General features: G+C 64.2%; 22 protein-coding genes and 1 pseudogene. 5 read left to right on the top strand and 18 right to left on the bottom strand.

Translation table 11 applies throughout. The annotated features are described in order from the left end of the window. Window positions 1-10 precede the first annotated feature (10 nt). From ASE52_RS08000 to guaB, 5 genes are all read right to left on the bottom strand, one after another. Window positions 11-1,012: an acyltransferase family protein gene (locus ASE52_RS08000; protein WP_057224985.1), complete on the bottom strand. Its 1,002-nt coding sequence runs from the start codon at window positions 1,010-1,012 to the stop codon at window positions 11-13. A gap of 30 nt (window positions 1,013-1,042) precedes the next feature. Continuing rightward, window positions 1,043-2,662: a glutamine-hydrolyzing GMP synthase gene (guaA, locus tag ASE52_RS08005; RefSeq protein WP_057224987.1), complete on the bottom strand. Its 1,620-nt coding sequence runs from the start codon at window positions 2,660-2,662 to the stop codon at window positions 1,043-1,045. A gap of 43 nt (window positions 2,663-2,705) precedes the next feature. Further along, complete coding sequence (locus ASE52_RS08010; protein ID WP_057224989.1) at window positions 2,706-3,140, bottom strand: type II toxin-antitoxin system VapC family toxin; 435 nt, start codon at window positions 3,138-3,140, stop codon at window positions 2,706-2,708. Then, complete coding sequence (locus ASE52_RS08015; protein ID WP_057224991.1) at window positions 3,137-3,406, bottom strand: type II toxin-antitoxin system prevent-host-death family antitoxin; 270 nt, start codon at window positions 3,404-3,406, stop codon at window positions 3,137-3,139. The genes ASE52_RS08010 and ASE52_RS08015 overlap by 4 nt, the downstream gene beginning before the upstream one ends. 263 nt (window positions 3,407-3,669) lie before the next feature. Then, window positions 3,670-5,145 (bottom strand): IMP dehydrogenase, encoded by a 1,476-nt coding sequence (gene guaB, locus ASE52_RS08020; RefSeq protein WP_057224993.1) that lies wholly within the window; start codon window positions 5,143-5,145, stop codon window positions 3,670-3,672. Window positions 5,146-5,253: 108 nt separating this feature from the next. Between guaB and ASE52_RS08025 the strand changes: the two genes are divergently transcribed. Next, on the top strand, window positions 5,254-5,793 hold the full coding sequence (locus tag ASE52_RS08025) for a DUF4124 domain-containing protein (RefSeq protein ID WP_057224996.1): 540 nt from the start codon (window positions 5,254-5,256) through the stop codon (window positions 5,791-5,793). A gap of 25 nt (window positions 5,794-5,818) precedes the next feature. Here the strand turns inward: ASE52_RS08025 and ASE52_RS08030 are convergent, their stop codons facing one another. Next, the gene (locus tag ASE52_RS08030) at window positions 5,819-6,181 is read right to left on the bottom strand and encodes an RnfH family protein (protein WP_057224997.1); all 363 of its coding nucleotides are present in this window, start codon (window positions 6,179-6,181) and stop codon (window positions 5,819-5,821) included. After that, window positions 6,174-6,614, bottom strand: coding sequence for a type II toxin-antitoxin system RatA family toxin (locus ASE52_RS08035; protein ID WP_010458060.1), 441 nt, complete (start codon window positions 6,612-6,614; stop codon window positions 6,174-6,176). Before ASE52_RS08035 ends, ASE52_RS08030 begins: the two co-directional genes overlap by 8 nt. Window positions 6,615-6,731: 117 nt before the next feature. On the opposite strand from ASE52_RS08035, the gene smpB reads away from it, so the two are divergent. The 4 genes from smpB (at window position 6,732) to ASE52_RS08055 (ending at window position 9,239) form a co-directional block, all read left to right on the top strand. Next, entirely contained in the window at window positions 6,732-7,205 is a 474-nt protein-coding gene (gene smpB, locus ASE52_RS08040) for an SsrA-binding protein SmpB (protein WP_010458059.1), read from the top strand. 138 nt (window positions 7,206-7,343) lie between these two features. Then, on the top strand, window positions 7,344-7,718 hold the full coding sequence (locus ASE52_RS08045) for a hypothetical protein (protein ID WP_057225000.1): 375 nt from the start codon (window positions 7,344-7,346) through the stop codon (window positions 7,716-7,718). Window positions 7,719-7,752: 34 nt separating this feature from the next. Beyond that, window positions 7,753-8,310 (top strand): RNA polymerase sigma factor, encoded by a 558-nt coding sequence (locus ASE52_RS08050; RefSeq protein ID WP_057225002.1) that lies wholly within the window; start codon window positions 7,753-7,755, stop codon window positions 8,308-8,310. Between the two features lie 23 nt (window positions 8,311-8,333). Continuing rightward, window positions 8,334-9,239, top strand: coding sequence for an anti-sigma factor (locus ASE52_RS08055; RefSeq protein ID WP_057225004.1), 906 nt, complete (start codon window positions 8,334-8,336; stop codon window positions 9,237-9,239). A gap of 44 nt (window positions 9,240-9,283) precedes the next feature. Here ASE52_RS08055 and ASE52_RS08060 read toward each other — a convergent pair whose 3' ends face one another. The 11 genes and pseudogenes from ASE52_RS08060 to ASE52_RS26235 all read right to left on the bottom strand — a co-directional run. Continuing rightward, entirely contained in the window at window positions 9,284-10,381 is a 1,098-nt protein-coding gene (locus ASE52_RS08060; RefSeq protein WP_057225006.1) for an enoyl-CoA hydratase/isomerase family protein, read from the bottom strand. Further along, complete coding sequence (locus ASE52_RS08065; RefSeq protein WP_057225008.1) at window positions 10,378-11,253, bottom strand: DMT family transporter; 876 nt, start codon at window positions 11,251-11,253, stop codon at window positions 10,378-10,380. Before ASE52_RS08065 ends, ASE52_RS08060 begins: the two co-directional genes overlap by 4 nt. 171 nt (window positions 11,254-11,424) lie before the next feature. Then, window positions 11,425-13,248 (bottom strand): translational GTPase TypA, encoded by a 1,824-nt coding sequence (typA, locus tag ASE52_RS08070; RefSeq protein WP_010458042.1) that lies wholly within the window; start codon window positions 13,246-13,248, stop codon window positions 11,425-11,427. Further along, the gene (truB, locus tag ASE52_RS08075; RefSeq protein ID WP_010458040.1) at window positions 13,245-14,237 is read right to left on the bottom strand and encodes a tRNA pseudouridine(55) synthase TruB; all 993 of its coding nucleotides are present in this window, start codon (window positions 14,235-14,237) and stop codon (window positions 13,245-13,247) included. Before truB ends, typA begins: the two co-directional genes overlap by 4 nt. Window positions 14,238-14,240: 3 nt before the next feature. Further along, window positions 14,241-14,612 (bottom strand): 30S ribosome-binding factor RbfA, encoded by a 372-nt coding sequence (gene rbfA, locus ASE52_RS08080; RefSeq protein WP_010458038.1) that lies wholly within the window; start codon window positions 14,610-14,612, stop codon window positions 14,241-14,243. Window positions 14,613-14,629: 17 nt separating this feature from the next. Continuing rightward, window positions 14,630-17,503 (bottom strand): translation initiation factor IF-2, encoded by a 2,874-nt coding sequence (gene infB / locus ASE52_RS08085; RefSeq protein ID WP_010458036.1) that lies wholly within the window; start codon window positions 17,501-17,503, stop codon window positions 14,630-14,632. Between the two features lie 24 nt (window positions 17,504-17,527). Beyond that, window positions 17,528-19,012: a transcription termination factor NusA gene (nusA, locus tag ASE52_RS08090; protein WP_010458033.1), complete on the bottom strand. Its 1,485-nt coding sequence runs from the start codon at window positions 19,010-19,012 to the stop codon at window positions 17,528-17,530. 77 nt (window positions 19,013-19,089) lie between these two features. Further along, a complete protein-coding gene (rimP, locus tag ASE52_RS08095; protein WP_057225010.1) occupies window positions 19,090-19,686 on the bottom strand; it encodes a ribosome maturation factor RimP in 597 nt (198 codons plus the stop codon). 364 nt (window positions 19,687-20,050) lie between these two features. Next, window positions 20,051-23,425 carry a DEAD/DEAH box helicase gene (locus ASE52_RS08100; RefSeq protein WP_057225012.1) on the bottom strand — a complete coding sequence of 1,125 codons (3,375 nt, stop codon included), beginning with the start codon at window positions 23,423-23,425 and terminating at the stop codon, window positions 20,051-20,053. 191 nt (window positions 23,426-23,616) lie between these two features. Further along, window positions 23,617-24,018: a thioredoxin family protein gene (locus ASE52_RS08105; protein ID WP_057225014.1), complete on the bottom strand. Its 402-nt coding sequence runs from the start codon at window positions 24,016-24,018 to the stop codon at window positions 23,617-23,619. A 74-nt stretch (window positions 24,019-24,092) separates the two neighbouring features. After that, window positions 24,093-24,348 (bottom strand): annotated as a pseudogene (locus tag ASE52_RS26235) (cytochrome c); the annotation flags it as partial.

Consider the following 24,348-nt stretch of genomic DNA (forward strand, 5'->3'; position numbering starts at 1 on the left):
CATGGTCCGCCTAAATGAACCTCTTCAACCAGGGGGTACGGTGGAAAACCAGCGCCACCACCAGCGCGCCCCCAAACACCAGAGCAGCCACAAGCGGCACGGTGAGCAATGGTGCATTGTCCTCGGGCTTGAAACCGTATTCCCGGAACGACTCCAGCAAAATGGGGTGCACCAGATAGACGCCCAGCGTCAACGGAGCAACCCGCTGAACAGACTGCGCCCATCTACCCGCCAACGCGCATCGCTTGAGCATCAGCATCACGCTGATCGACATGGGAACGACGGACAGGCTCAGGTAGCCATAGAAATACAGCCCTTTGTCCAGCCCTTGCGCACGGCCCAGCCAGTAACAGCCCACGGCGGTGACCGCCACAGCCAACCCAAAGACCGCCATCAACACGGACAGAGGGACCTTTCTGTCACTGGTCTGGATCAGGTAGCCGCAGAGGAAATACGGCAGATACGGCAGAAACCAGTTGATGAAGAGGCCCGCTCCATCGCCAGAGAAGACGCGGGAAAACTCGTTCACGCCAGACAGCACAAACATCAAGGCCACGAGCCACCACAGATCGCGCCGGCTTGTGTTGCGGACCAGCGTCCTCAGAAAGGGAACAAACAGGTACAGGCACAGGATCATGTACAGAAACCACAGATGGTAGTGAGGCCACCCTCTGGCAACGCTGTGCAAGACATCCATCGCGCGCAGCTCGGCCAGGGCCCCCCGGTGGTTCCAGAGAATGTAAACCGCGCTCCAGAAAGCAATTGGCAGCAGGACCCGCGCCGCCCGCTTGCGGTAGAACTCGGCCACGCTCTCGGTCTTGCGGGGGTCGAGCAACAACGCCCCACTCACCATCACGAACACCGGCACACACCAGCGCACGAGTGCGTCGTACAGATTGCCGTACCACCAGCCGGAGGAGCCCAGCGCGGTCAGGGTCACCACGCTGGCGGCCACGTGCAGGACCACCACGGCCAGGATCGAGACGACCCTCGCAGCATCAAGCCAGATCATTGTTTCAAGGTCTTGGCGTGACAGTGCTTGTTATTCCCACTCGATCGTCGCAGGCGGCTTGCTGCTCACATCGTAGGTCACGCGGTTGATGCCACGCACCTCGTTGATGATGCGGCCTGACACCTTCTTGAGCAGCGCGTAGGGCAGCTCCGCCCAATCCGCGGTCATGAAGTCGCTGGTCTGCACGGCGCGCAGTGCCACCACGTAGTCGTACGTGCGGCCATCGCCCATCACGCCCACGCTCTTGACGGGCAGGAAGACGGTGAAGGCCTGGCTGGTGAGGTCGTACCAGGTCTTTCCGGTGGCTTCGTCGATGTGGTTGCGCAGCTCTTCGATGAAGATCGCGTCGGCGCGGCGCAGCAGGTCGGCATACTCTTTCTTCACCTCGCCCAGAATGCGCACACCCAGTCCGGGGCCGGGGAAGGGGTGGCGGTAGACCATTTCGGGCGGCAGGCCCAGAGCCACGCCGAGTTCGCGCACTTCGTCCTTGAACAAATCGCGCAGGGGCTCCAACAGCTTCAGGCCCAATTGCTCGGGCAGGCCGCCCACGTTGTGGTGGCTCTTGATGGTGACGGCCTTCTTGCTCTTGGCGCCGCCGGATTCGATGACATCGGGGTAGATGGTGCCCTGGGCCAGGAAGGTAGCGCCCTTGTGGCCTCCGTCACCGGCCTTCAGTTTCGCGGCTTCGGCCTTGAACACGTCGACGAACAGGCCGCCGATGATCTTGCGCTTGGCTTCGGGCTCGCTCACGCCCGCCAGCTTGCCCAGGAACAGGTCGCTGGCGTCCACGCGGATGACCTTGGCGTGCAGCTTGCCGACGAACATGTCCATGACCATGTCGCCTTCGTTCAGGCGCAGCAGGCCGTGGTCGACGAACACGCAGGTGAGCTGGTCGCCGATGGCGCGGTGGATAAGCGCTGCGGCCACGGACGAATCGACGCCGCCCGACAGGCCGAGGATCACTTCCTCATTGCCCACCTGCTGGCGGATCTGCTCGACGGCTTCAGCGATGTGGTCGCGCATGACCCAATCGGGGCTGGTGCCACAGATGCCGAGCACGAAGCGGTCGAGCAGCGCCTTGCCCTGCACGGTGTGCGTGACTTCAGGGTGGAACTGCACGGCGTAGAAACGGCGGTCTTCGTCGGCCATGCCGGCGATGGGGCAGCTGTCGGTGCTAGCCATGAGTTTGAAGCCCGGGGGCAGTTCTGTGACCTTGTCGCCGTGGCTCATCCACACGTTGAGCATGCCGTGGCCTTCAGCGGTGGTGAAGTCGGCAATATCCTTGAGCAGTGCGGTGTGGCCGCGGGCGCGCACGGCGGCAAAGCCGAACTCGCGCTTGTGGCCGGTTTCGACCTTGCCACCCAGTTGCTGCGCCATGGTTTGCATGCCGTAGCAAATGCCCAGCACGGGCAGGCCCAGATCGAACACGGCCTGCGGGGCGCGGTCGGTGGTGTCTTCGGTCACGCTGGCATGGCTGCCCGACAGGATGATGCCCTTGAGCGAACCGTCCTTGGCATAGTCACGCACCCATTCGTCGGTCACATCGCACGGGTGCACTTCGCAGTACACATTGGCCTCGCGCACGCGGCGGGCGATGAGCTGGGTGACTTGCGAGCCGAAATCGAGGATGAGGATTTTCTGGTGTTGCATGGCGGTGGGTGGTCGAGGGGATGGCAAAAAATGGGGCGCCTGCTCAGAGGCTGGAGAGGTCGAGAAGCGGTACGCCGCTGCGCTTGGCGGCGGCTGCCTGGGCGGGGTCGAACGTGGCCAGGGGCAGGCGCAGGGAGCGGGCCAGCCACAGGTAAGCGGCGTCGAAGGTGGGCAGGCCGGTATCGAGCGCCACGTCGAGCACCGCCTTGTGCTGGGCAGGGGCCAGCTCGTGCAGCTCTACGCGGTGGCGTATGGCTTCGAGCACGCCCCACAGGCCTTCAACCGATGCGGGCGGGATGCGGCCGCTGTGCACGCCGCTGCTGATGAGGTTGTTGCACTCCCACTGCCAGAGGTTGGGGGCCTGGGGCTCGACCTCGTCGCGGCGGATCAAGGTGTACAGGCGGCGCGTGTGCTCACTGGCCGCGTCGGGCAGCAGCCAGGCGGCGGTGACGGAAGCGTCGAGGACAAAGGCGGTCATGCTGCGGCCCTGCCCTTGCAGCGAAGCGTGTCGGGGATGTCGGGAGTAGCGGCCTCGGCTGCTGGGCGGATGCTGGCGTGAAGGGCATCCATCTGGCCCAGTTCGCGGGCGATCTGCTCGTCGGTGATGACGGGGCGGCGGCGCACAGGCAGCAGGCGCACCACCTCTTTGCCGTGGCGGGTGATGCGCACTTCCTCGCCCTGCTCGACCAGCTCGATCAGGGCAGAGAACCTGCTCTTGGCTTCGTAGATGCCGACGGACTGCATGGATGCGTGGACCTCAAAAGAAAAAGTCTGGCCTGAATGGTGAATTCAGGTCAGACTATATCATTCTGATCAGATATTTTCAATCAGGCCAGACTCAGGATCTCAGATGGTAGACCAGACCCACGTCCGGCGACGCCCACGATCCTAGCCAGGGCAGCCGTGCAAGGGCCGCCCCGCCGCACTGGCTGCGTCCCCCTTCCCGAATGGCGAAGCTGTTCGAGAGAAGGGGGAAGGCGCGAAGCGACTTAGGGGGTTGTCCCTTATTAATCAGCGCGGTAGTTCGGCGCTTCCTTGGTGATCTGCACGTCGTGCACGTGGCTTTCGCGAATACCAGCCGTGGTGATCTCGACGAACTCGGCCTTGTTGTTCATCTCTTCGATGGTGGCGCAGCCACAGTAGCCCATGGAGGCACGCACGCCACCGGCCATCTGGTAGACGATGGAAACCATGGAACCCTTGTAGGGCACGCGGCCTTCAATGCCTTCAGGCACGAGCTTGTCGGCATTGGGGTTGCCGGTGCTCGATTCCTGGAAGTAGCGGTCGGCACTGCCCTGCTGCATGGCGCCGATGCTGCCCATGCCGCGGTAGCTCTTGTAGCTTCGGCCCTGGAACAGGATGACTTCGCCGGGCGCTTCTTCGGTGCCCGCAAACATGCCACCCATCATCACCGTGCCTGCGCCAGCGGCCAGGGCCTTGGCGATGTCGCCGCTGTAGCGAACGCCACCATCGGCAATCAGTGGCACGCCCGTGCCCTTGAGTGCGGTGGCTACGTTGTCGATGGCCATGATCTGGGGCACGCCCACGCCGGCCACGATGCGGGTGGTGCAGATGGAGCCCGGGCCGATACCGACCTTGACGGCGTCCGCACCAGCTTCGACCAGCGCCAGCGCGGCCGCGCCGGTGGCGATGTTGCCGCCGATCACGTCGATCTGCGGATAGTTCTGCTTGACCCAGCGCACGCGGTCGATCACGCCCTTGCTGTGGCCATGGGCGGTGTCCACCACAATGACATCGACACCCGCCTTGACCAGCGCTTCCACGCGCTCTTCAGTGCCCTCGCCCACACCCACCGCAGCACCCACGCGCAGACGGCCAGCGGCATCACGCGCCGCATTGGGGAAGCTTGTTTGTTTGGTGATGTCCTTCACCGTGATCAGACCCTTGAGCTCAAAGGCGTCGTTCACGACCAGGATGCGTTCGAGCTTGTGCTTGTTGAGCAGCGCCTTGGCTTCGGCGGGCGTGGTGCCCTCCTTCTCATTGACCGTGATGAGTTTTTCGCGCGGGGTCATGATCTGGTGGACCTTGACGTCGTAACGCGTCTCAAAACGCAAGTCGCGGCCGGTGACGATACCCACAACCTTGCCGCCATCGCACACCGGGAAGCCCGAGATACCGAGCTGTTCGGACAGCTGCAGCACCTGCAGCACGGTGTGTTCGGGGGTGATGACCACCGGATCACGCAGCACGCCCGATTCGTAGCGCTTGACTTTGGCCACGTGGGCAGCCTGTTCTTGCGCCGTGAGGTTCTTGTGCACGATGCCGATGCCGCCCTCCTGGGCAATGGCAATGGCCAGGCGCGCCTCGGTCACGGTGTCCATGGCGGCGGACACGAGAGGCAGATTCAGCTGGATGTTACGGGAGAGTTTCGTCGCAAGGGACGTGTCCTTGGGCAGGACCTGGGAGTACGCTGGCACCAGCAACACATCGTCGAAGGTGAGCGCTTTTCCAAGAAGGCGCATGAGAAAGCTCCAAAAAAAGGATTGTACCCGCGCCGCGTGTGGCGAAAACACGCCCACCCGTCCGCAACGCACTGGCGGGGGGGGAATCACATGGATAAACTTGTCCGCATGAAAATGCACAAGCTTCTCCTGCTGGCCGTGGCCTGCACCTGGACCATGGGCGCAGCAGCGCAATGGCAGTGGATCGACAAGGACGGCCGCAAGGTCTTCAGTGACCGCCCGCCACCACAGGAAACCCCTGAAAAAAATATCCTGAAGCAACCGGGTGGTGGCGTCCCACGTTCAGCACCCGCCCCAGCGGCAGCCACGCCAGCGGATGGCGTGCCTGCGGCCACCGCCACCGCAGCAGCCTCCGCACCAAAGCCCGCCGCCAGCGCGCCGGGCAGCGGCAAGGACAAGGCCCTGGAAGAGAAAAAAGCACAGGCAGAAGCCGCGGAAGCAGCCAAGAAAAAGACGGAGGAAGAAAAGCTGGCCAAGGCCAAGGCGGACAACTGCACACGTGCGCGTCAGGCCAAGGCAACGTTTGACTCGGGCAAGCCAGTCACTCAGTCCAACGCACAAGGCGAGCGCATCTTCCTCGACGAATCCGCCCGCGCGGCAGAATCCAAGCGCATCGAAGGCATCATCGCTGCCGACTGCAAACGCTGACGCACAGCCGTCACCAAGGGCGGTGTCAGTAGCCCGATTTCCCCCCCGGCCGCTGACGGGAAAACAAACCAGGAGTGCGGGCACCCTGGCGCGCAAAACGCTCACGGCGGGCCACCTTGGGGTCCACTTTCAGCGAGCGATAAACCTCCACGCGGTCCAGGTGCTTGACAGGCGCATCCAGTGACGCAGCACGGCCCCAGATTCCCAAGGTCGGCACATCTTCTGCACTGACTTGCGGCACCAGCGCGACATCCGCCCCGCAGGCCCGCAGTGCATCGCCCACGGTAGCGCCTTGGGGCAACTCCAGCACCCATTCCTGCGTTCTGCGGGGGGCGAGACAGACCACTACCGTGACCTGCACGGTAGGCCTGAGCACCAGCTCAGCCATACACCTGCTCCGCCCGCTTCACAAATGCATCGACCATGCTGCCCGCGATGCGGTCGAACACAGGGCCCACCAGCGCGGCCAGCGCCGCGTTGTCAAAGCCGTAGTTCAGGCTCAGCTCGACCTTGCAGGCGCGCTGGCTGCCATCGCCCACGGGATGGAAGTGCCAATCGCCGTCAAGCTGCGAAAACGGCCCTTTGATGAGGTGCATCTGTACGCGCCGCCCAGCCTCGTGGGTGTTGCGCGTCACAAAGGTCTGGCGAATCCCGCTGAACGCGATGCCCACCTCGGCAGTCATGCCATCCTTGGTTTGCTCCAATACGCCCGCGTGATCGCACCATGGCAGAAATTGGGGGTAGTGCTCCACCCCGGTGACCAGGGCAAACATTTCTTCGGGGCTGTACCAGATGAGGACGGACTTGTGAACGGTTTTCATGCAGACTGTGCCCGGCATCAATGTGCGCAAGCGGGGGAAATTAGAATCGCTGCCAGCGACACCCACCCATTGTAGGGAGGCCTTTTAACTCCCGGTTTGTGCCGCATCTACATCTTCATGGCCAAAAAACCCGATCCCACGTCCCGCATTGCCGACAACAAAAAGGCGGCCTTCAACTATTTCTTCGAGGAGCGCCACGAGGCGGGCATGGTGCTGCATGGCTGGGAGGTCAAGGCGCTGCGCGAGGGCAAGGTGCAATTGACCGATGGCTATGTGCTGATCCGCGACGGTGAGCTGTATCTGCTCGGCTGCCTGATCCATGCGCTCAAGACCGCCTCCACCCACGTCAATCCCGAATCGGCGCGCACCAAAAAACTGCTGCTCAAGAAGGACGACATCAAACATCTGATCGTCAAGGTGGAGCAAAAGGGCTATACCCTGGTGCCCCTGAACCTGCACTGGAAAAACGGCTTCGTGAAATGCGAGATCGCCCTGGCCAAAGGCAAGGCCGAGCACGACAAGCGCGACACCATCAAGGACCGCGAAGGCAAGCGCGAGGTCGAACGTGCCATGAAAAGCAGGAATCGCTAGCCCCCTGCCCCACGAGGCCACGTAGCGCCTGTTTTGGAGGAGTTTTTTCTGGTGCCGTGGAATAAACCGCTGCACCCATGTGTTTACCCCTGTGCAAGGCAGTATTCGCGCCCGCCTGCACCCTCTCAGGAGAAACCCATGAAGAAATTGGTATCAATGGCTGCCGCACTCATCGCCATCGCTGGCATGGCGGGTTGCGCGTCCATGTCCGAATCCCCCGTGAAGACCGTAGACGGCGTACTCGTCGGCGCGGGAGGCATGACGCTTTACACCTTCGACCGCGACACAACCGGCAGTGGCAAATCGGTCTGCAACGGCGCCTGCGCCACCAACTGGCCTCCCCTCGCGGCCAGCACGGCGCCCGGCGGTAACTACACCATCATCACCCGCGATGATGGCAAGACCCAGCTGGCCTACAAGGGCAAGCCGCTTTACTACTGGATAAAGGACACCAAGCCTGGAGACAAAACGGGCGAAGGCGTGAACCAGGTGTGGCGCACCGCACGGCCGTAAGAGCCCGCGCAGCGCAACACAGGCCCCGCACGGCATGAATCGCACCCAGGTCATCGAACAGCTGCCGGGCCTGCGCCGCTACGCGCGGGTGCTGACGGGCGACAGCTGGGCTGCCGATGACCTGGTCCAGGACACGCTGGAGCGGGCCTGCAGCAAGTGGCTGCTTTGGCGCAACGGCAGCGACCTTCGCGCATGGTTGTTCACCCTGATGCACAACCTGTATCTCAACCAACGCCGCGCGTTGCCCGCGCTGCCCCCTCTGACCATCGATGAGGTTCAAGACCAGCTGCAAGTCGCCCGCGCGCCCTCAGATGACGCCCGGGACCTGGAGCGCTGCCTGCAGCGCCTGCCCGCCGACCAGCGGGCCGTGCTGCTGCTAGTGGCGATGGAGGACATGAGCTACGAAGATACCGCACGCATCCTGAGCATTCCGGTGGGTACCGTCATGTCACGCCTGTCGCGAGCCCGCATGCGCCTGCGGGTGCTGATGGACCGGGAGCCCACACCAGGCTCGGCTCCGGCAGCACCGGCCGCCCCGGCGGGCCCAGCCGCAGCAGCAGGCACAACGCCTGCGATGCGCCGCCTCAAATAGCCACCCTGACCCGATCCTCCACCATGGACCCGAAACACCCAGCCCCCCCAGCACGCGCTGATGAGAGCAGCGCCTGGCATGCCCTTGTGGACGGCCAGTTGCCGCCCGCCCAGGAACAGGCGCTGCGCGAGCAACTGCGGGACGATGAGGAGGCACAGGCCACACTGGCCCACTGGCAGGCGCAGCGGCAGCGGCTGCACGACCTGCACCAAGACCTTCTCCAAGCCCCCGCTCCCGACGCCTTGCTGGCCGCAGCATTGCGCGCCACAGACCGCCGGGAGCAACAGGCGCAGCGGTGGCGCTGGGGTGGCATGGCAGCCTCTGTCCTGCTGGCCTTTGTGCTGGGCTGGACGGGACGCAGCCAGTGGCCCGCAGGGTTACCCGGTAAAACACTGGCTACTGGCCAAGGTGCCACGCTGGTGGCAGCCGAACCGGCACAGCGGTTCGCACAGCAGGCCTCGGTGGCCCACGCGGTGTACCAACCCGAAGTGCGTCACCCGGTAGAGGTCACGGCTGCCCAGCAAGACCACCTGGTGCAATGGCTGTCCAAACGGCTGGACCGACAGCTGAAAGTCCCTGTGCTGGGCGCCCAGGGCTATGAACTGGTGGGAGGCCGGTTGTTGCCCGGCGATACCGGAGTGCGCGCACAGTTCATGTACCAAAACAGCGCAGGCCAACGAATCACGCTGTACCTGGGCGCTCTAACTCCCACCCCGCCCCGCCCTGCCAATGACAATCAGGGCGGCACCAAAGCGCGCGTGGAAGCACCGACGGCAGCACCCACCACCGCGTTCCAGTTCACACACGAAGTCCCGGTGCCGGGCTTTTACTGGACGGATGCCGGCTTTGGCTACGCGCTGAGCGGACAGTTGTCACGCCCCGAGTTGTTGAGCCTCGCCACAGCGGCGTACCAGCAGCTGAACCCCTGACGCGCCGCTTGCGGCCCGGCCCGACCATGGCCGGCCGCCTAAGATCAGGACAAATGGACCAGCGGGTGGGCGTGTGTGGGCCAGGGGCTGGCGAAGAACGGCGCCACCATCTCCGGCGCCACATCTTCAATACGTCCAGGGTTCCACTTCGGCGCATGGTCCTTGTCCACGGCCAGGGCGCGGATGCCCTCCAGTGTTTCGCTCTCGCCCGGGCGCAGGAAGAAGCAGTGGCGCACCATGTCGCGCTCCATGCGCAAGTCTTCCGCCAGACCCATGTCGCGCGCTCGGCGGATTTGCTCCAGCACCACGTGCAGCATCAGCGGCGAGCGCTTGCGCAGCGTGGCGGCCGTGGCACGCGCCCAGTCGGTGTCAGCAGTTTCCAGCGCAGCGACAATCGCACCCACGGTTGGGAGCGAAAAATATTGGTCAATATGGGCCCTGGCGCTTGAATGGCGAGCGTCACTAGCTATAAATTTAGAAGCAACAAAATCTCGAGCCGCCTTGCCATCCGCAAAGCTCTGGACTCCCAGTGCCTCCCACACGGCCGCCTGCTGGTCCAAAGGCAGACAGCCATCCGCCAACTGGTTTTCGATGGCATCACCCGCGCCAATGGTGTCACCCGTCAACGCCAGCCACTCGCCCACGCGGCCGGGGCAGCGCGAGAGAAAGTAGCCGCCGCCCACGTCAGGGAACAGGCCGATGGCCGTCTCGGGCATCGCCATCTTCGTGCGCTCGGTCACCACGCGCAGTGCGGCACCTTGGCTGATGCCCATGCCGCCGCCCATCACGATGCCGTCCATGAACGCGATATAGGGCTTGCCGTAGTTGTGAATCAGGTGGTTGAGCGCGTATTCCTCGGTGAAGAAGTCTTCCAGCAGCGGATTGCCCTGGCTGCCCGCCTGGTGCAGAAATCGAATGTCCCCACCGGCGCAGAAAGCACCGAACGGACCCTCCTTGTTGCTGCCACGGATCGCCACCGCGAGCACACGCGCATCGTTCTGCCAGGCCAGCAAAATACCCATCAGATCGCGCACCATGCCCAGCGACAAGGCGTTGAGCGCACGTGGGCGGTTCAGGGTGATGAAGCCTATCTGGCCACGCACTTCACTCACGACTTCCGCCGCCACTGTCGTCTCCGTCATTTTTGTTCCTTCCAGCCTAAAAGTTCATTGAAAACCAGCGCACCGATCACCAGCGCGCCCCCTGTCAGCACCGCTACGCTGGGCTCTTCGCCCGCACCCAGCCATGCCAGCAAGATGCCAAAGATCACCTCCAGCAGGCCCAGCAGCGCCATCTCGGGCGCCTTGAGCACACGCCCGCAGCGCACCGCCAGCACGCAAGGGATCGCCAATTGCACCACGCCCAGCAGGGCGAGCAATCCAAGGTCATGCAATGACGCTTGGAATGGCAGGGCCAGCGGCAGTGTGGCCACCACCGAAATCACCGCGCCCACCAGCACGGCCGGCACGAGATCCACCGCATGGCCATGCCGCTGCGAATGCTGCACCACGGTCCAGTTGATGGCTGCTGCCACCGGCACACACAATGCCACCAAGGTCCCCGCCAGCGGCAGGCCCGCCATCTGTGAACCATACATCCACGCAATGCCCAGACCCGCCACCGCAATCGCAGCCCAGGTGCGCGGTGTGATGTGGTGGCCGATGAAAACACGCGCAAACAGCGCCGTGAGCAGCGGTCCCGCTGCCATGGTGACCAGCACATTGGCCACCGGCATGAGCAGGATCGCCACCATGAAAGCGGTGAACATCACGCTCCAGCAGACGCCCGAGACCCACAGCGCGCGGCCGCTGTGGCGCATGGAGGAAAACACGGCCCGGCCCTGCAAGGTCGGCAAGATGATGAGCAACGCCAGCAGTGTGAAGAAGCTGCGCCAGAAGGTCACCTCGAAGCTGCGCGCGTGTTCGAGGTGGCGCGTGACCACACCGGCGATGGACCACATCAGGGTCACCGCCACCATCAAGGCCACCGCGCGGGAATGCGTGAGCTTCAGCATGGGAACCTGCAGTTCATGGAATCTGGGGGGAACAAGGGATTCAAGACGGCAAAAAGGGCCACAGCATGGCAGTGGCCCTTCGGGTCGCGCATCGGGTGCGAAGCTCCTCGATGCGCAACGATGCTATCGGTTTAAGCCACCACAAGAAGCGGCCCCAACCAGTAAAGCAGCTCAGGAGCGGCCTGCGCGCTTGCGCTCGTTTTCCGTCAGGAACCGCTTGCGGATCCGGATGGACTTGGGCGTGATTTCGACCAGCTCGTCGTCCTCGATGAATTCCACTGCGTATTCCAGGGTGGCATCAATCGGAGGCGTGATCTTGATCGCGTCTTCCTTGCCGCTCACACGGAAGTTGGTCAGCTGCTTGGTACGCGTCGCGTTCACGATCAGGTCGTTGTCACGGCTGTGGATGCCCACAATCATGCCTTCGTACACAGGGTCGTTCGCCTTCACGAACATGCGGCCACGGTCGTCCAGCTTGCCCAGGGCGTAGGTGAAGATTTCTCCGTCGTCCATGGAGATCAGCACGCCGTTCTTGCGGCCGCCGATGTCGCCCTTGTGCGGCTCGTAGCTGTCGAAGATGTTGCTGATCAGGCCCGAGCCGCGCGTCAGGTTCAGGAATTCGTTGGTGAAGCCGATCAGGCCCCGTGCGGGAATGCGGTACTCCAGGCGCACACGGCCACGGCCGTCCGGCTCCATGTTCACCAGCTCGCCCTTGCGCTCGCCCAGGGCTTGCATGACGCCGCCTTGGTGGCCTTCTTCGATGTCGACCGTCACCAGTTCGATAGGCTCGTGCTTTTCGCCATTCACATTCTTGAACACGACGCGGGGCTTGGACACAGCCAGCTCATAGCCTTCACGGCGCATGTTTTCCAGCAAGATGGTCAGGTGCAGTTCGCCGCGACCCATGACTTCGAAGATACCTTCTTCGTCGGTCTCGGACACGCGCAGGGCCACGTTGTGCTGCAGTTCCTTTTGCAGGCGGTCCCAGATCTGGCGGCTGGTCACGAACTTGCCTTCACGGCCAGCCAGTGGCGAGGTGTTCACGCAGAAGTTCATGGTCAGCGTGGGCTCGTCCACCTTCAGCATGGGCAGCGGCGAAGGGTTGGCGGGATCGGTCACGGTCACGCCGATGCCGATGTCTTCGATGCCGTTGATCAGCACGATGTCGCCAGGGCCGGCCAGGGGCGTCTGCATGCGGTCCAGACCCTGGAAGGTCAGCACCTGATTCACGCGGCCCTTGATGCTCTTGCCATCGGGGCCTTCCATCACCAGCACGTCTTGGCCGGGCTTGATGGTGCCTTGGCTGATGCGGCCCACACCGATGCGACCGACGAAGGTGGAGAAGTCCAGCGCCGAGATTTGCAGTTGCAGCGGAGCGGCTGGGTCACCCGTGTTCGGAGGAACGTGGCTGAGGATGGTGTCAAACAGGGCCGACATGTCGGGCCCCCACTGCTCGCCCGGCGCGCCTTCTTCGAGCGAAGACCAGCCGTTGATGCCCGAGGCGTACACCACGGGGAAGTCGAGTTGTTCGTCGGTAGCACCCAGCTTGTCGAACAGGTCGAAGGCTGCGTTCACAACCTTGTCGGGGTTGGCACCAGGCTTGTCCACTTTGTTCACGACCAGAATCGGGCGCAGGCCCAGGGCCAGGGCCTTCTTGGTCACGAAACGCGTCTGGGGCATGGGGCCTTCTTGCGCGTCGATCAGCAGCACCACGCTGTCGACCATGGACAGCGCGCGCTCCACTTCACCGCCGAAGTCCGCGTGACCAGGGGTATCGACGATGTTGATGTGCGTGCCCTTCCAGCTCACGGCACAGTTCTTGGCCAGAATCGTGATGCCGCGTTCCTTTTCGATCGCGTTGTTGTCCATCACCGTATCAACCACTTTTTCGTGGTCGGCGAAGGTGCCGGACTGGCGCAGCAGCTGGTCGACCATGGTGGTTTTGCCATGGTCAACGTGGGCAATGATGGCGATGTTGCGGATTTGTTTAGTCATAGTTTTTCCAATGTGCCGCTGGCTTGTAGGTGCGGCGTGCCTTCCAAAATTTGTTGAATTTCCAGCGGACTCAGGAGCCTGTCGGGCACCAGCTCCCCGCCAGCGATGTGACCTACCCCCAGCAAGGCCGGAGGGGTGTCGCCAAAAACGGCCACTGCACTTGCATCGGGCCAAGACCCACGGCGACGCACGCCCGACAGGAACCGCGCCGCATTGTCGCTGTCCAGCGTGACACGCACGTGTTGTGCCAGCAACGATTCGGGGGCTTCCAGGCAGGCAAGGCGCTCAGCCTCGGGCATGGCTTCAAGCTGGGCCAGCGTGACGCAGCGCTCCACACCGATACCGCCGGTATCAATGCGACGCAGGAAGGTCAGATGTGCCCCGCAACCCAGCGCAGCCCCAATGTCTTCACCCAAAGTGCGGATGTAGGTGCCCTTGCTGCAGGTCACTATCATTTTAATAGCTACCTGCGCTTCATCTGCTTGCGCCAGGGTCAGTTTTAATGCATGAATGACGACATCACGCGCCTCACGCTCCACCGTGACACCGGCCCGGGCGTATTCATACAGCGCCTTGCCATCCTTCTTGAGCGCGCTGTGCATGGGCGGCACCTGGCGGATGGGGCCGGTGAACTGCTTTTGCACGGCCTCCAGACGCTCAGGGGTCAGCTGTGCGGGGTCCACATCGCAGCGCTGCACCACATCCCCTTCGGCGTCGCCGGTGGTGGTGGTGGTGCCCAGCAAAGCAACGGCCTCGTAGGTCTTGGCGGCATCGAGCTGCAACTGGCTGAATTTGGTAGCTGCGCCGAAACACAGCGGCAACACGCCGGTCGCCAGTGGATCGAGCGTGCCGGTATGGCCCGCCTTTTCGGCGCGCAGCAGCCATTTCGCCTTCTGCAAGGCGTCATTGCTCGAAAGGCCGAGCGGTTTGTCGAGCAGCAACACCCCATGCACAGGGCGCCGCTGCACCCTGGTGCGAGGCGCGTGCATGGACTACTCCTCTTTGGCGCGCGACGAAACAGCCTTGGCAATCAAGGCGTTCATGTCGGCCGCACGCTCGGAAGTGCGGTCAAACACAAAGTGCAGCGTGGGCACCGTATGGATGTGCAGGCGCTTGAACAACCCATTGCGCAAGAAACCTGCAGCCTGATTGAGCGCCGCCTGCGTTTCCACAGGGTCACCCGTCAACAGGCTGAAGAACACCTTGGCATGGGCGTAGTCGGGAGTCACCTCCACACCCTGCAGCGTCACCATGCCCACGCGCGGGTCTTTCAACTCGCGCGCGATCAGCTCCGTCAGATCGCGCTGGATCTGATCGGCCACCTTGAAGGCGCGGTTGGGGGTGGAGGACTTCTTTGCAGCCATGTCGTCGTACCGTTGCTTTACAGCGTCCGGGCGATTTCCTTGATGTCAAAGAATTCGAGGTGATCGCCTTCCTTGATGTCGTTGTAGTTCTTGAGCTTGATACCGCACTCGAAGCCTTCCTTGACATCCTTGACATCATCCTTGAGGCGCTTGATCGAATCGACTTCGCCAGTGTAGACAACCACGTTGTCGCGCAACAAGCGGAAGCGTGCGTTGCGATGGACCATGCCCGAGGTGATGTACGAACCAGCAATCGTGCCGATCTTGGTGGCCACGAACACCGTGCGAATCTCGGCCGTACCGATGATCTCTTCGCGCTGCTCTGGGGCCAGCATGCCGGACATTGCCACCCGCAACTCGTCCACAGCGTCGTAAATGATGCTGTAGTAGTGCAGATCGACGCCATTGCCCTCGGCCAGCTTGCGCGCACCGGCATCTGCCCGCACGTTGAAGCCGATCACGATGGCCTTGGAGGCGATCGCCAGGTTGATGTCGGACTCGCTGATGGCGCCGACGGCGGCGTACACCAGTTGCACCTTGACCTCGTCGGTCGAGAGCTTGAGCAGCGACTGCGCCAGCGCTTCCTGCGAACCCTGCACGTCGGCCTTGACGATGATGGGCAGCGTCTTCACTTCGCCTGCCGTCATGTCGGCGAACATGTTCTCGAGCTTCGCAGCCTGCTGCTTGGCCAGTTTGGTGTTGCGGAACTTGCCGGCACGGTAGGTAGCGATTTCACGGGCACGGCGTTCGTCCGTGAGCACCATGAATTCGTCGCCTGCCTGGGGCACTTCCGTCAGACCCTGGATTTCCACCGGGATCGACGGGCCTGCCGTCTTGGCAACCTTGCCGTTTTCGTCCAGCATGGCACGCACGCGGCCATAGGTCTGGCCAGCCAGCACGATATCGCCCACCTTGAGGGTACCGGCCTGCACAAGCACAGTTGCCACAGGGCCGCGGCCCTTGTCGAGCTGGGCTTCGATCACGAGGCCCTTGGCCAGCGAATCGACCGGAGCCTTGAGTTCCAGCACTTCGGCCTGCAGCAGCACTTGTTCCAGCAGCGTGTCGATGCCCATGCCGGTCTTGGAAGACACAGGCACAAAAGGCGAATCGCCACCGTATTCTTCCGGCACCACCTGCTCCACGACCAGCTCTTGCTTGACGCGTTCAAAGTTGGCGTCGGGCTTGTCAGCCTTGGTGATGGCCACCACGATAGGAACACCCGCCGCCTTGGCGTGCTTGATGGCTTCCTTCGTCTGGGGCATGACGCCGTCGTCCGCTGCTACGACCAGAATCACGATGTCGGTGGCCTGCGCGCCGCGGGCACGCATGGCCGTGAAGGCCTCGTGACCAGGGGTATCGAGGAACGACACCATGCCGCGTGGCGTTTCCACGTGGTAGGCGCCAATGTGCTGCGTAATGCCACCGGCTTCGCCCGCAGCCACCTTGGCACGGCGGATGTAGTCGAGCAGCGAGGTCTTGCCATGGTCCACGTGGCCCATGACGGTGACCACGGGTGCGCGTGGCAACAGCTCGACATCCTTCTGGCCCGAATCTTCGTCGGTGAAGGCTTCTGGATCGTCCAGCGCCGCCACCACAGCCTTGTGGCCCATTTCTTCCACCATGATCATGGCGGTGTCCTGGTCCAGCGGCTGGTTGATGGTGACCATCTGGCCCATCTTCATCAAGGCCTTGATGACTTCGTTGGCCTTGATCGACATCTTGTGCGCCAGTTCCGCCACCGTGATGGTTTCTGGAACGTGCACTTCGATGATGCGCGCCTCCACCGGAGCAGCCTGCTGGTGGTCGTCGCGATGATCGCGGTTGTCGCCACGGCGGCCACGGGGGCCACCACGCCAGTTGTTGCGCCCGACACCGCCGCTGCTGTCGCCACGGGTCTTGATTTCCTTCTTCTTGGCAGTATCGCCTGCCCAGCTGGAGGACAGCTTGGCCGACTTCACTTCCTTGCCCGCACCCGGTGCACCCGCACCTGCGCCAGCCGTGGCCGGAGCGCCTGCACGCGCCACACCGGTGCCTACAGCAGGCTTGTGCAAGGTACCCTTCTTGGCGTCACCCACCGCAGCGGGCTTGGCCACCGGCTTGGGTTCCTCAGGCTTCTTGGCCACCATGACCGCCTTCTTGGGCGTGGCCATCATGGAGCGGATGGCGGCAGCTTCGGCCTCGGCCTTGCGGCGGCGGGCGTCGAGATCGGCGGCACGCGCTGTTTCCTCGTCGGCGCGCGCCTTGGATTCAGCAGCGGCCTTCTCGCGGGCTTCAGTCTGGGCGGCAGTGCGCGCAGCCGTTTCAGCTGCTTGCTCGCGGGTAGCCTCCTGCTTCACGGCAGAGGCTTGCGCCTTCTTTTCGGCTTCCTGGGCGGCGTAGGCAGCGGCGCGCTCTTCGGCTTCGCGCTCGCGCTTTTCGCGGGCTTCGCGTTCGGCGCGCTTTTCGGCCAGCTCTGTTTCCTGGCGGCGGATCAGCTCAGCCTGGCGGCGGGCCTCCTCCTCGCGGCGAGACAGTTCCAGGTCTTCGCTGGAAACAGCAGCCTCTTCCACGGCGGCAGACGCATGGGACTCCGCAGAGCCCTCGGCGCCTTCGTCGCGCTGAATGAACGTGCGCTTCTTGCGCACTTCCACCTGGATCGTGCGGGCCTTGCCGGTGGCATCGGCCTGCTTGATCTCGCTGGTGGACTTCTTCACCAGCGTGATCTTCTTGCGATCGGCCGAGGCCGTGCCATGGCTGGCCTGCAGGTAAGCAAGCAGCTTTTGCTTGTCCGATTCGGTCAACGCATCGGAAGGGGCAGCCTTGCCCACGCCCGCAGCCTTGAGCTGGTCGAGCAGGGTTTCAGATGATTTTTTGAGTTCGGTTGCAAACTCGGCGACAGTATTACTGGACATATGTGGTTCGTGCCTCCCTGACCTTTACTCTTGCCCCGCGAACCAATGTTCGCGCGCCTTCATGATCAAGGCCTTGGCATCTTCTTCAGACTGTCCGGTCAGGTCGGTCAGTTCATCAATGGCCAGATCGGCCAGGTCGTCACGTGTGTGCACACCGCCTTCGGCCAATTTTGCAATCAGCTCCGGGGTGAGGCCTTCGAGGTCGCGCAGGTCCTGGGAGACCTCTTCCACGCTTTCCTCACGGGCGATTTCCATCGTGAGCAGCGCGTCCTTGGCTCGGGCGCGCAACTCGTTGACAGTGTCTTCGTCGAAGCTTTCGATCTCCAGCATTTCCTGCAGCGGCACATAGGCCACTTCTTCGAGGCTGTTGAAGCCTTCGGAGATCAGGATGTCGGCGATTTCCTCGTCCACATCGAGTTTTTCCATGAACAGCTTGCGGGCCGTGTCGGTCTCGTTGGCCTGCTTCTGCGCGCTTTCAGCGGCGTCCATGATATTGATCTTCCAGCCGGTCAGGTCGGAAGCGAGGCGAACGTTCTGGCCGCCGCGGCCGATGGCGATGGCGAGGTTCTCCTCATCCACCACCACGTCCATGGCGTGCTTTTCTTCATCCACCACGATGGAGGACACGTTGGCCGGAGCCAGTGCACCAATCACGAACTGGGCGGGGTCTTCGGACCACAGCACGATGTCCACGCGCTCGCCGGCGAGCTCGTTGGTCACCGCATTCACACGGGTGCCGCGCACGCCGACGCAGGTGCCAATGGGGTCCACGCGCTTGTCGTGAGAGAGCACGGCGATCTTGGCGCGCGAGCCGGAGTCGCGGGCGCAGGACTTGATCTCCAGCAGGCCTTGCTCAATCTCGGGCACTTCCTGGCGGAAGAGCTCGATCATGAACTCGGGGGCCGAGCGCGACAGGATGATGGGCGCGCCGCGCAGCGTCAGGTCCACCTCCATGATCATGGCGCGCACACGGTCGCCACTGCGCAGGTTTTCCTTGGGGATCATCTCGCCACGGCGCAGGCGGCCTTCCACGCGGCCGGACTCGACAATGATGTCGCCCTTGTCCATGCGCTTGACGGTGCCGGTGAAGATGCGTTCGCCGCGCGACATGAAGTCGTTGAGCAGCATCTCGCGCTCGGCGTCGCGGATCTTCTGCAGGATGACCTGCTTGGCGGCCATGGCGCCGATGCGGCCGATGGGTACCGACTCGACACCTTCTTCGATGTACTCACCGACTTCGATGTCTGCAATGCGATCCTTCGCATCCATCAGCAGTTCTTCGGCTTCAGGATTTTGCAGGCCCGCATCATCGGGCACGACCAGCCAGCGGCGGAAAGTCTCATAGTTGCCACTGTCGCGATCCACGGACACGCGAATGTCCACCTCGCCCTGGTACAGCTTCTTGGTAGCCTGGGCCAGGGCCGACTCCACGGCGCCCAAGACCACATCACGCTCCACGTTCTTCTCGCGCGAAATGGCCTCAACCAACATCAACAATTCGCGATTCATGCGACGACTCTCCTGTTTCAATCACCCGAAGGCAGGGGCTGCACGCAGCAACCCTCCGCCCCAATTCATTCAGCGACTCAGGCGGGTGCTGACCCGGCCTTGCCTCCACGCCCCTTGAAATCCACGATGGGCGCCAGGCGCACATCCCGAACCTCATCCAAGGTAAAGCCCAGCGCCTGCAAAGGGGCGGGCACGCGTTTCTTGCTGACTCTTTGACCTGGCTTGACCGGCGGCTCGTCACTCCAGACGATCTGCCAACCTCCAGCCTCGGCCCGCTCCAGCGTGCCGCGAAATTTCTTGCGGGTGGCATTCACCTGCCCTGCAGCTGCTGCCACACCAATGGGCGCCCTCAGGGTGACGTCGATGATCGAGCCCTCAAAACGCACGAAGTCCTGTTCGTGGCGCAAAGGACGGTCGATGCCGGGAGACGAGACTTCGAGGCGCTTGTATTCGGCACCGTCCACCTCCAGCGCAAACTGCAGCTGGCGCGTGACCTTCTCGCAGTCTTCCACCGTGACAAACTGGTCCAGCACGGGTGTCGGCGCATCGGCGGCCGGCTGAACCCAGGGCAAATCGATGGTGATGCGCAGCAGGCCGCCGGCAGAGCGCTCGATCTCCACCAGGTCATATCCCAGGCCCGTCACAATTTGTTCAACGACTTGCTGCAATGCCACGTGTTCAGTTCAATCCCGGAAAAAACAACACAACTTGCGCAAACCGGGATCAGGCACGTTGCCCACCCATCGGCACACTGCACGTGCACCCATTTTTTTGCGCAAATCCAAAACAAAAAACCCGATAACCCCCGGAGACCCTCTCCGACAGCTTCGAGCTCCAAAAGCGTTCGACCAAAAAAAACGGGCGGTTGGTACCCGCCCGTTTGGTCGTGAGAGTCGTATTGTAGCGTGCAAAGTGTTGATTTGCAAAGGCACGCACAGGGAAAACTGTTGTCAACGTGCCCATGCCTGTGTTCATGCGGCCCGCCGGGCGGTGCCGTGCCAAAACGGCACCCAGCGCTTATCCAATCGGCGCGAGCAGCTATGACAGTGATAGCGGCGCCAGCAGCTCGGCCAGATCGCTCTCGGTGAACAGCGGCTCCGTGCGCGCTGCGGCGCCGCCGTACAGACTGCCGGCCAGCTGCGCCTTCTTGTCCTGCAGCGCCAGGATGCGCTCTTCGATGGTGCCCTGCGCCACCAGTTTGATCACCCACACGCTCTGCGTCTGGCCGATGCGGTGGGCGCGGTCTGTGGCCTGGGCTTCGGCCGCGGGGTTCCACCAGGGGTCGAAGTGGATCACGGTGTCGGCCTGCGGCAGGTTCAGCCCCACCCCACCAGCTTTCAGGCTGATGAGAAACAGCGGCACCTGCCCGCTGGCGAACTGATCGATGACCGCGTCGCGCTTCTGGCTTTGCCCGGTGAGCTTGACCCAGGGCAGGCCGCGCTTTTTCAGCTCGGCCTCGATCAGCGTGAGCATGCTGGTGAACTGCGAGAACAGCAGCACCCGCCGCCCCTCGGCCAGCATCTCGGGCAGCATCCCCATCAGCTGCTCCAGCTTGGCCGATGCGCTGACCGCCCGGGCGGCCTCGAGCGGCAGCAGCTGCGGGTGGCAGCACACCTGGCGCAGCTTGAGCAACGCATCCAGCACGGTGATCTGCGACTTGGCCAGCCCCTTGGTGTGCAGGGCCTCGCGCACGGTCTTTTCCATGCCCAGGCGGATGGTCTCGTACAGGTCGGCCTGCGCGCCGGCCAGCTCCACGGGCATCACGGTCTCGACCTTGGGCGGCAGCTCGCCGGCCACCAGCGCCTTGGTCCGCCGCAGCATGAACGGGGTGATGCGCGCGCGCAACTGCGCCATGCGTGCGCCGTCGCCCTGCTTTTCGATCGGTGTGCGAAACACCTGCTTGAAGCGCTGCTGGCTGCCCAGAAACCCCGGCATCAGGAAGTGGAACAGGCTCCATATCTCGCCCAGGTGGTTTTCCATGGGCGTGCCCGACAGGCAAAGGCGGTGGCGCGCACGAAGCTCGCCCACCACCTGCGCCGCCTGGGTGCTGGCGTTCTTGATGTTCTGTGCCTCGTCCAGCACCACCAGGTGCCACGGCTGCGCCAGCCACCGGTCGCGGTCGCGCTGCAGCAGCGAATACGGGGCGATCACGAGGTCGTGCTCGGCCACCGCGTCGGCCACCGCATGGCGGCCCGCGCCATGCAGCACCAGGCAGCGCAGGCCGGGGCAAAAGCGCGCGGCCTCGCGCTGCCAGTTGCCCATCAGGCTCACGGGCGCAATGACGAGCGCGGGGTCGGTCAGGCGCCCGGCGTCTTTTTCGACCTGGATGTGGGCCAGGGTCTGCAGCGTCTTGCCCAGGCCCATGTCGTCGGCCAGCACCCCGGCCAGGCCGTGGGCACGTAAGAACTGCAGCCAGTTCAGGCCCTGCTGCTGGTACGGCCGCAGGGTGGCGCGCACGCCTGCGGGCAGCGGCACCGCGGGCAAGGCGGTGGCGCCCTGCAGCTGGGCTACCACCGCGCGCAGCGCATGGGCGCCCTGCCACTGCCCCCCCTGACCCAGCGCGGCGCTGGTGCGCAGGGCGTCCAGGCGCGACAGCTTCAGGCTGTCGGCAGTGAAGTCGTGCACCCGGTCGCCCACCAGATCCAGCAGCGCGGCCATCCAGGGGCGCAGGGTGTCGGTGGGCAGGCGCACGAACCCCGGGCCCTGCAGCGATGGCAGGTAGACGTACGGCGGCAGCTGCGGCAGGCCGGTGGCGGCATCCAGCGGCTGGTCGGCCGCGGCGGCGATCAGGTCGGGCAGCCAGGGCAGGATGTTGTGGCGCACGCCGCCCACCTCCATGCCCAGCGACAGCGCAAACCAGGGGGAGGTGGCCTCGTCGCCCTCGCCCTCGCCTACGCCCTCCGGCTGCAGCGCCACGGCCAGCGTGTCGGCATGGGTGATCCAGCCGTCCAGCGCCGCATCCACCGTGACGGCAAAGCCCGCATCACGCAGCACCGCAAAGCCGTTGTCGGCCCAGTGCATCCAGGCGGTTTGCGGCTGCTCGCCGGGAATGCCGAACAGGCCGTCGTCGGTGCCCAGCAGGCCCAGATGGAGCAGGCGTTCGATGGCCGACAGCTCGGCCTGTGCATCGCGCTGCAGCAGCACCTGGACGCCGTCGGCCCCCGGGACCATCACGGCCAGGTCCTGCCCCGCCCACCAGCCCCTGTGGCCCTGGTAGTCAAACTGCAATTGCGCGGTGATGAGGCCCAGGCCGGGCACGCCTTCGCCCCGCACCGGTGCCAGGTGCAGGCGCGCCACGGGTTTCACACCCTGCACCCGCGTCAGCGGACCGAGCACGGGCGGCAGCGGCAATATGCCGCCCAGGCGGCTGGCGACTTCGCCATGGTGCTTTTGCAGTGCGGCGGCGTCGAGTGCGGGCGCCTTGAGCAGCATGGCCACCTGCGCCGGGCTCAGGCCCGCAGCATGTACCGGGCCGCAGACACCCTGGGCTGCGTCCAGATACAGCGGGGGGTGGTTGTCGCACAGCGTGGCGGTATGGCCGGGCAGAGCGGCCTGCAACCCCCAGACGCTCTCGCCCCCCTGGGCAGGCACGGACTCCTTCCAGCCCCACTCGATGGGCAGCGGATCGCCCAAGCGCAAGGGGGAACCCACGGTCGATCCGCCCGCATCCGCAAACAGGCGACCCGTAGCGGCCGCCTGCTCCAGCGCCAGCAATCCCACCGCGCCCTCCAAAACCCCGATGGGCGCAACGCTGTAGGCCGAGTAGTAGCCCACGCTGCGTGGCATAGCGCGCAGCAGCTGCAGCACCTGGCGGTCGGCATCGCTCGCGCGGTCGTACACCGCCTGGCCCGGCCCGGGCTGCGTGCGTATGGGCTGGGGCTTGGCCCAACCTCCGGTGACCTTGGGGTAAGACACCACGGCCTCCAACTGCATCTGCGGAACCGTGGTGCGCGACCGCCCCACGGTGGAAACAAGGTAGAGATAGCACTCGGGCCGCTCTGGCCGCATGCCCGGAGCAGGCAGGCTGGCGGTACCGGTGGCACGGTCCCAGTCCTGCAGCCAGTGCATCAGCCGGGCCTCGGCCTCGGCGCGTGCCAAGGCTTCCTTGCGCTCACGCATCGCCTTGAGCGCGTCCACCGCCCGCGCAGACAGCGCAGACGGCGCGCCGTACGCGGGGTTGCACTGTGCGGCCTCCAGCATCAGCGCGATGGCGTGTTTGCAGTCTCCACCCACGGGGCAACTGCAGTCACCCGACCATTGCTGGATCTGTCCGTTGGGCGCCAACACAAGCGCTACCGACACCGCATACGGCTCGGGCAGGCTGCCCTGCACATCGCCCTCCACCTTCCAGCTGCCCTCCGCTTTCGGAGTGATCTCCAGACGGACCACGAGTCCCTGGCGGTGCAGGTCCATGCCTCGCGACCAGGCCCCCTTCTCGCACTGGGCCTGCAGCGAATTGGTTGGGAACCAGGGAGAGCGGGGTGTAGACACTGAAAATTTAAGAAAAAATGCTCCTGGCGCTTTACCAAAAAGCGTCAGATGCTATCAAAATAGGAGTTATTCAGGCCACAGGCCCGCTGCGCAGTGGCTACGGGCAGGCGCGCCTATACGCCACGCGCAGCGCGCACGCGCTCGAAGACTTCTTGCGCCTCACCGCCCGCACCGCCCGCCTGGGGCGACGCCGCCTGCAGGCTGGCCAGCAGCCGCCCCAGCACCGGCGCCTGCGGCAGCAGCGGCCCGAGGAACAGCGCCCGCTCGCCGTCGGCGATCAGCAGCGTGGGGAAGGTTTCCACATCCAGGTCCCCGGCGATCTCCGCGTCGTCCTCGATGTCCACCCATTCGAAGCGCACGTCCGGGTGCGCACGGGCCAGTTCGTCGAACAGGGGGCGGTACACGCCGCAGGTGCCGCACCAGGCAGCGCACAGGCACACGGCCCACCAGCCGCGCGGGGTGGCGGCGGCCGGGCTCTGCGGTGTGGGTTCTGGCAACGAGGCCGGGCTTTGCATCGACGGGGGCTCCTCAGGGGGTGGGCGGCGCGGCGGGCGCTGCCGGCAGTCCCTGCCACCGCACCACCGCGCCGCTACATGCCGCGCCGTTCGCGGGCGCGATAAACCTCGATGGTACCCACACCGGGCGCCCGGTTGCCCCAGCTGTTGCGCACAAACGTTGTCACCGCCGCCACATCCTCGTCGCCCAGCGTTTGCTGAAACGGCGGCATGCCGTGCGGGCGCGGGTTGCCGGCCGTGGCGGGCAGGTAGCCGCCCTGCAGCACCACCCGCACCACGTTGGTCGGGTCGGCCAGCAGCACGGCGCGGTTGCCCGCCAGTGGCGGGAAG

The sequence above is a fragment of the Acidovorax sp. Root275 genome, from assembly GCF_001428965.1.
Classification (GTDB): domain Bacteria; phylum Pseudomonadota; class Gammaproteobacteria; order Burkholderiales; family Burkholderiaceae_C; genus Acidovorax; species Acidovorax radicis.

Coding starts and splice junctions, on each gene's coding strand:
- smpB (WP_010458059.1), top strand. CDS start 6,732: ATGGCCAAAAAACCCGATCCCACGTCCCGCATTGCCGACAACAAAAAG.
- ASE52_RS08025 (WP_057224996.1), top strand. CDS start 5,254: ATGAAAATGCACAAGCTTCTCCTGCTGGCCGTGGCCTGCACCTGGACC.
- nusA (WP_010458033.1), bottom strand. CDS start 19,012: ATGAATCGCGAATTGTTGATGTTGGTTGAGGCCATTTCGCGCGAGAAG.
- ASE52_RS08010 (WP_057224989.1), bottom strand. CDS start 3,140: ATGACCGCCTTTGTCCTCGACGCTTCCGTCACCGCCGCCTGGCTGCTG.
- ASE52_RS08015 (WP_057224991.1), bottom strand. CDS start 3,406: ATGCAGTCCGTCGGCATCTACGAAGCCAAGAGCAGGTTCTCTGCCCTG.
- rbfA (WP_010458038.1), bottom strand. CDS start 14,612: ATGGCTGCAAAGAAGTCCTCCACCCCCAACCGCGCCTTCAAGGTGGCC.
- ASE52_RS08100 (WP_057225012.1), bottom strand. CDS start 23,425: ATGGACCTGCACCGCCAGGGACTCGTGGTCCGTCTGGAGATCACTCCG.
- guaB (WP_057224993.1), bottom strand. CDS start 5,145: ATGCGCCTTCTTGGAAAAGCGCTCACCTTCGACGATGTGTTGCTGGTG.
- ASE52_RS08060 (WP_057225006.1), bottom strand. CDS start 10,381: ATGACGGAGACGACAGTGGCGGCGGAAGTCGTGAGTGAAGTGCGTGGC.
- ASE52_RS08045 (WP_057225000.1), top strand. CDS start 7,344: ATGAAGAAATTGGTATCAATGGCTGCCGCACTCATCGCCATCGCTGGC.
- infB (WP_010458036.1), bottom strand. CDS start 17,503: ATGTCCAGTAATACTGTCGCCGAGTTTGCAACCGAACTCAAAAAATCA.
- ASE52_RS08105 (WP_057225014.1), bottom strand. CDS start 24,018: ATGCAAAGCCCGGCCTCGTTGCCAGAACCCACACCGCAGAGCCCGGCC.
- typA (WP_010458042.1), bottom strand. CDS start 13,248: ATGACTAAACAAATCCGCAACATCGCCATCATTGCCCACGTTGACCAT.
- truB (WP_010458040.1), bottom strand. CDS start 14,237: ATGCACGCGCCTCGCACCAGGGTGCAGCGGCGCCCTGTGCATGGGGTG.
- ASE52_RS08035 (WP_010458060.1), bottom strand. CDS start 6,614: ATGAAAACCGTTCACAAGTCCGTCCTCATCTGGTACAGCCCCGAAGAA.
- ASE52_RS08030 (WP_057224997.1), bottom strand. CDS start 6,181: ATGGCTGAGCTGGTGCTCAGGCCTACCGTGCAGGTCACGGTAGTGGTC.
- ASE52_RS08055 (WP_057225004.1), top strand. CDS start 8,334: ATGGACCCGAAACACCCAGCCCCCCCAGCACGCGCTGATGAGAGCAGC.
- ASE52_RS08065 (WP_057225008.1), bottom strand. CDS start 11,253: ATGCTGAAGCTCACGCATTCCCGCGCGGTGGCCTTGATGGTGGCGGTG.
- ASE52_RS08050 (WP_057225002.1), top strand. CDS start 7,753: ATGAATCGCACCCAGGTCATCGAACAGCTGCCGGGCCTGCGCCGCTAC.
- ASE52_RS08000 (WP_057224985.1), bottom strand. CDS start 1,012: ATGATCTGGCTTGATGCTGCGAGGGTCGTCTCGATCCTGGCCGTGGTG.
- guaA (WP_057224987.1), bottom strand. CDS start 2,662: ATGCAACACCAGAAAATCCTCATCCTCGATTTCGGCTCGCAAGTCACC.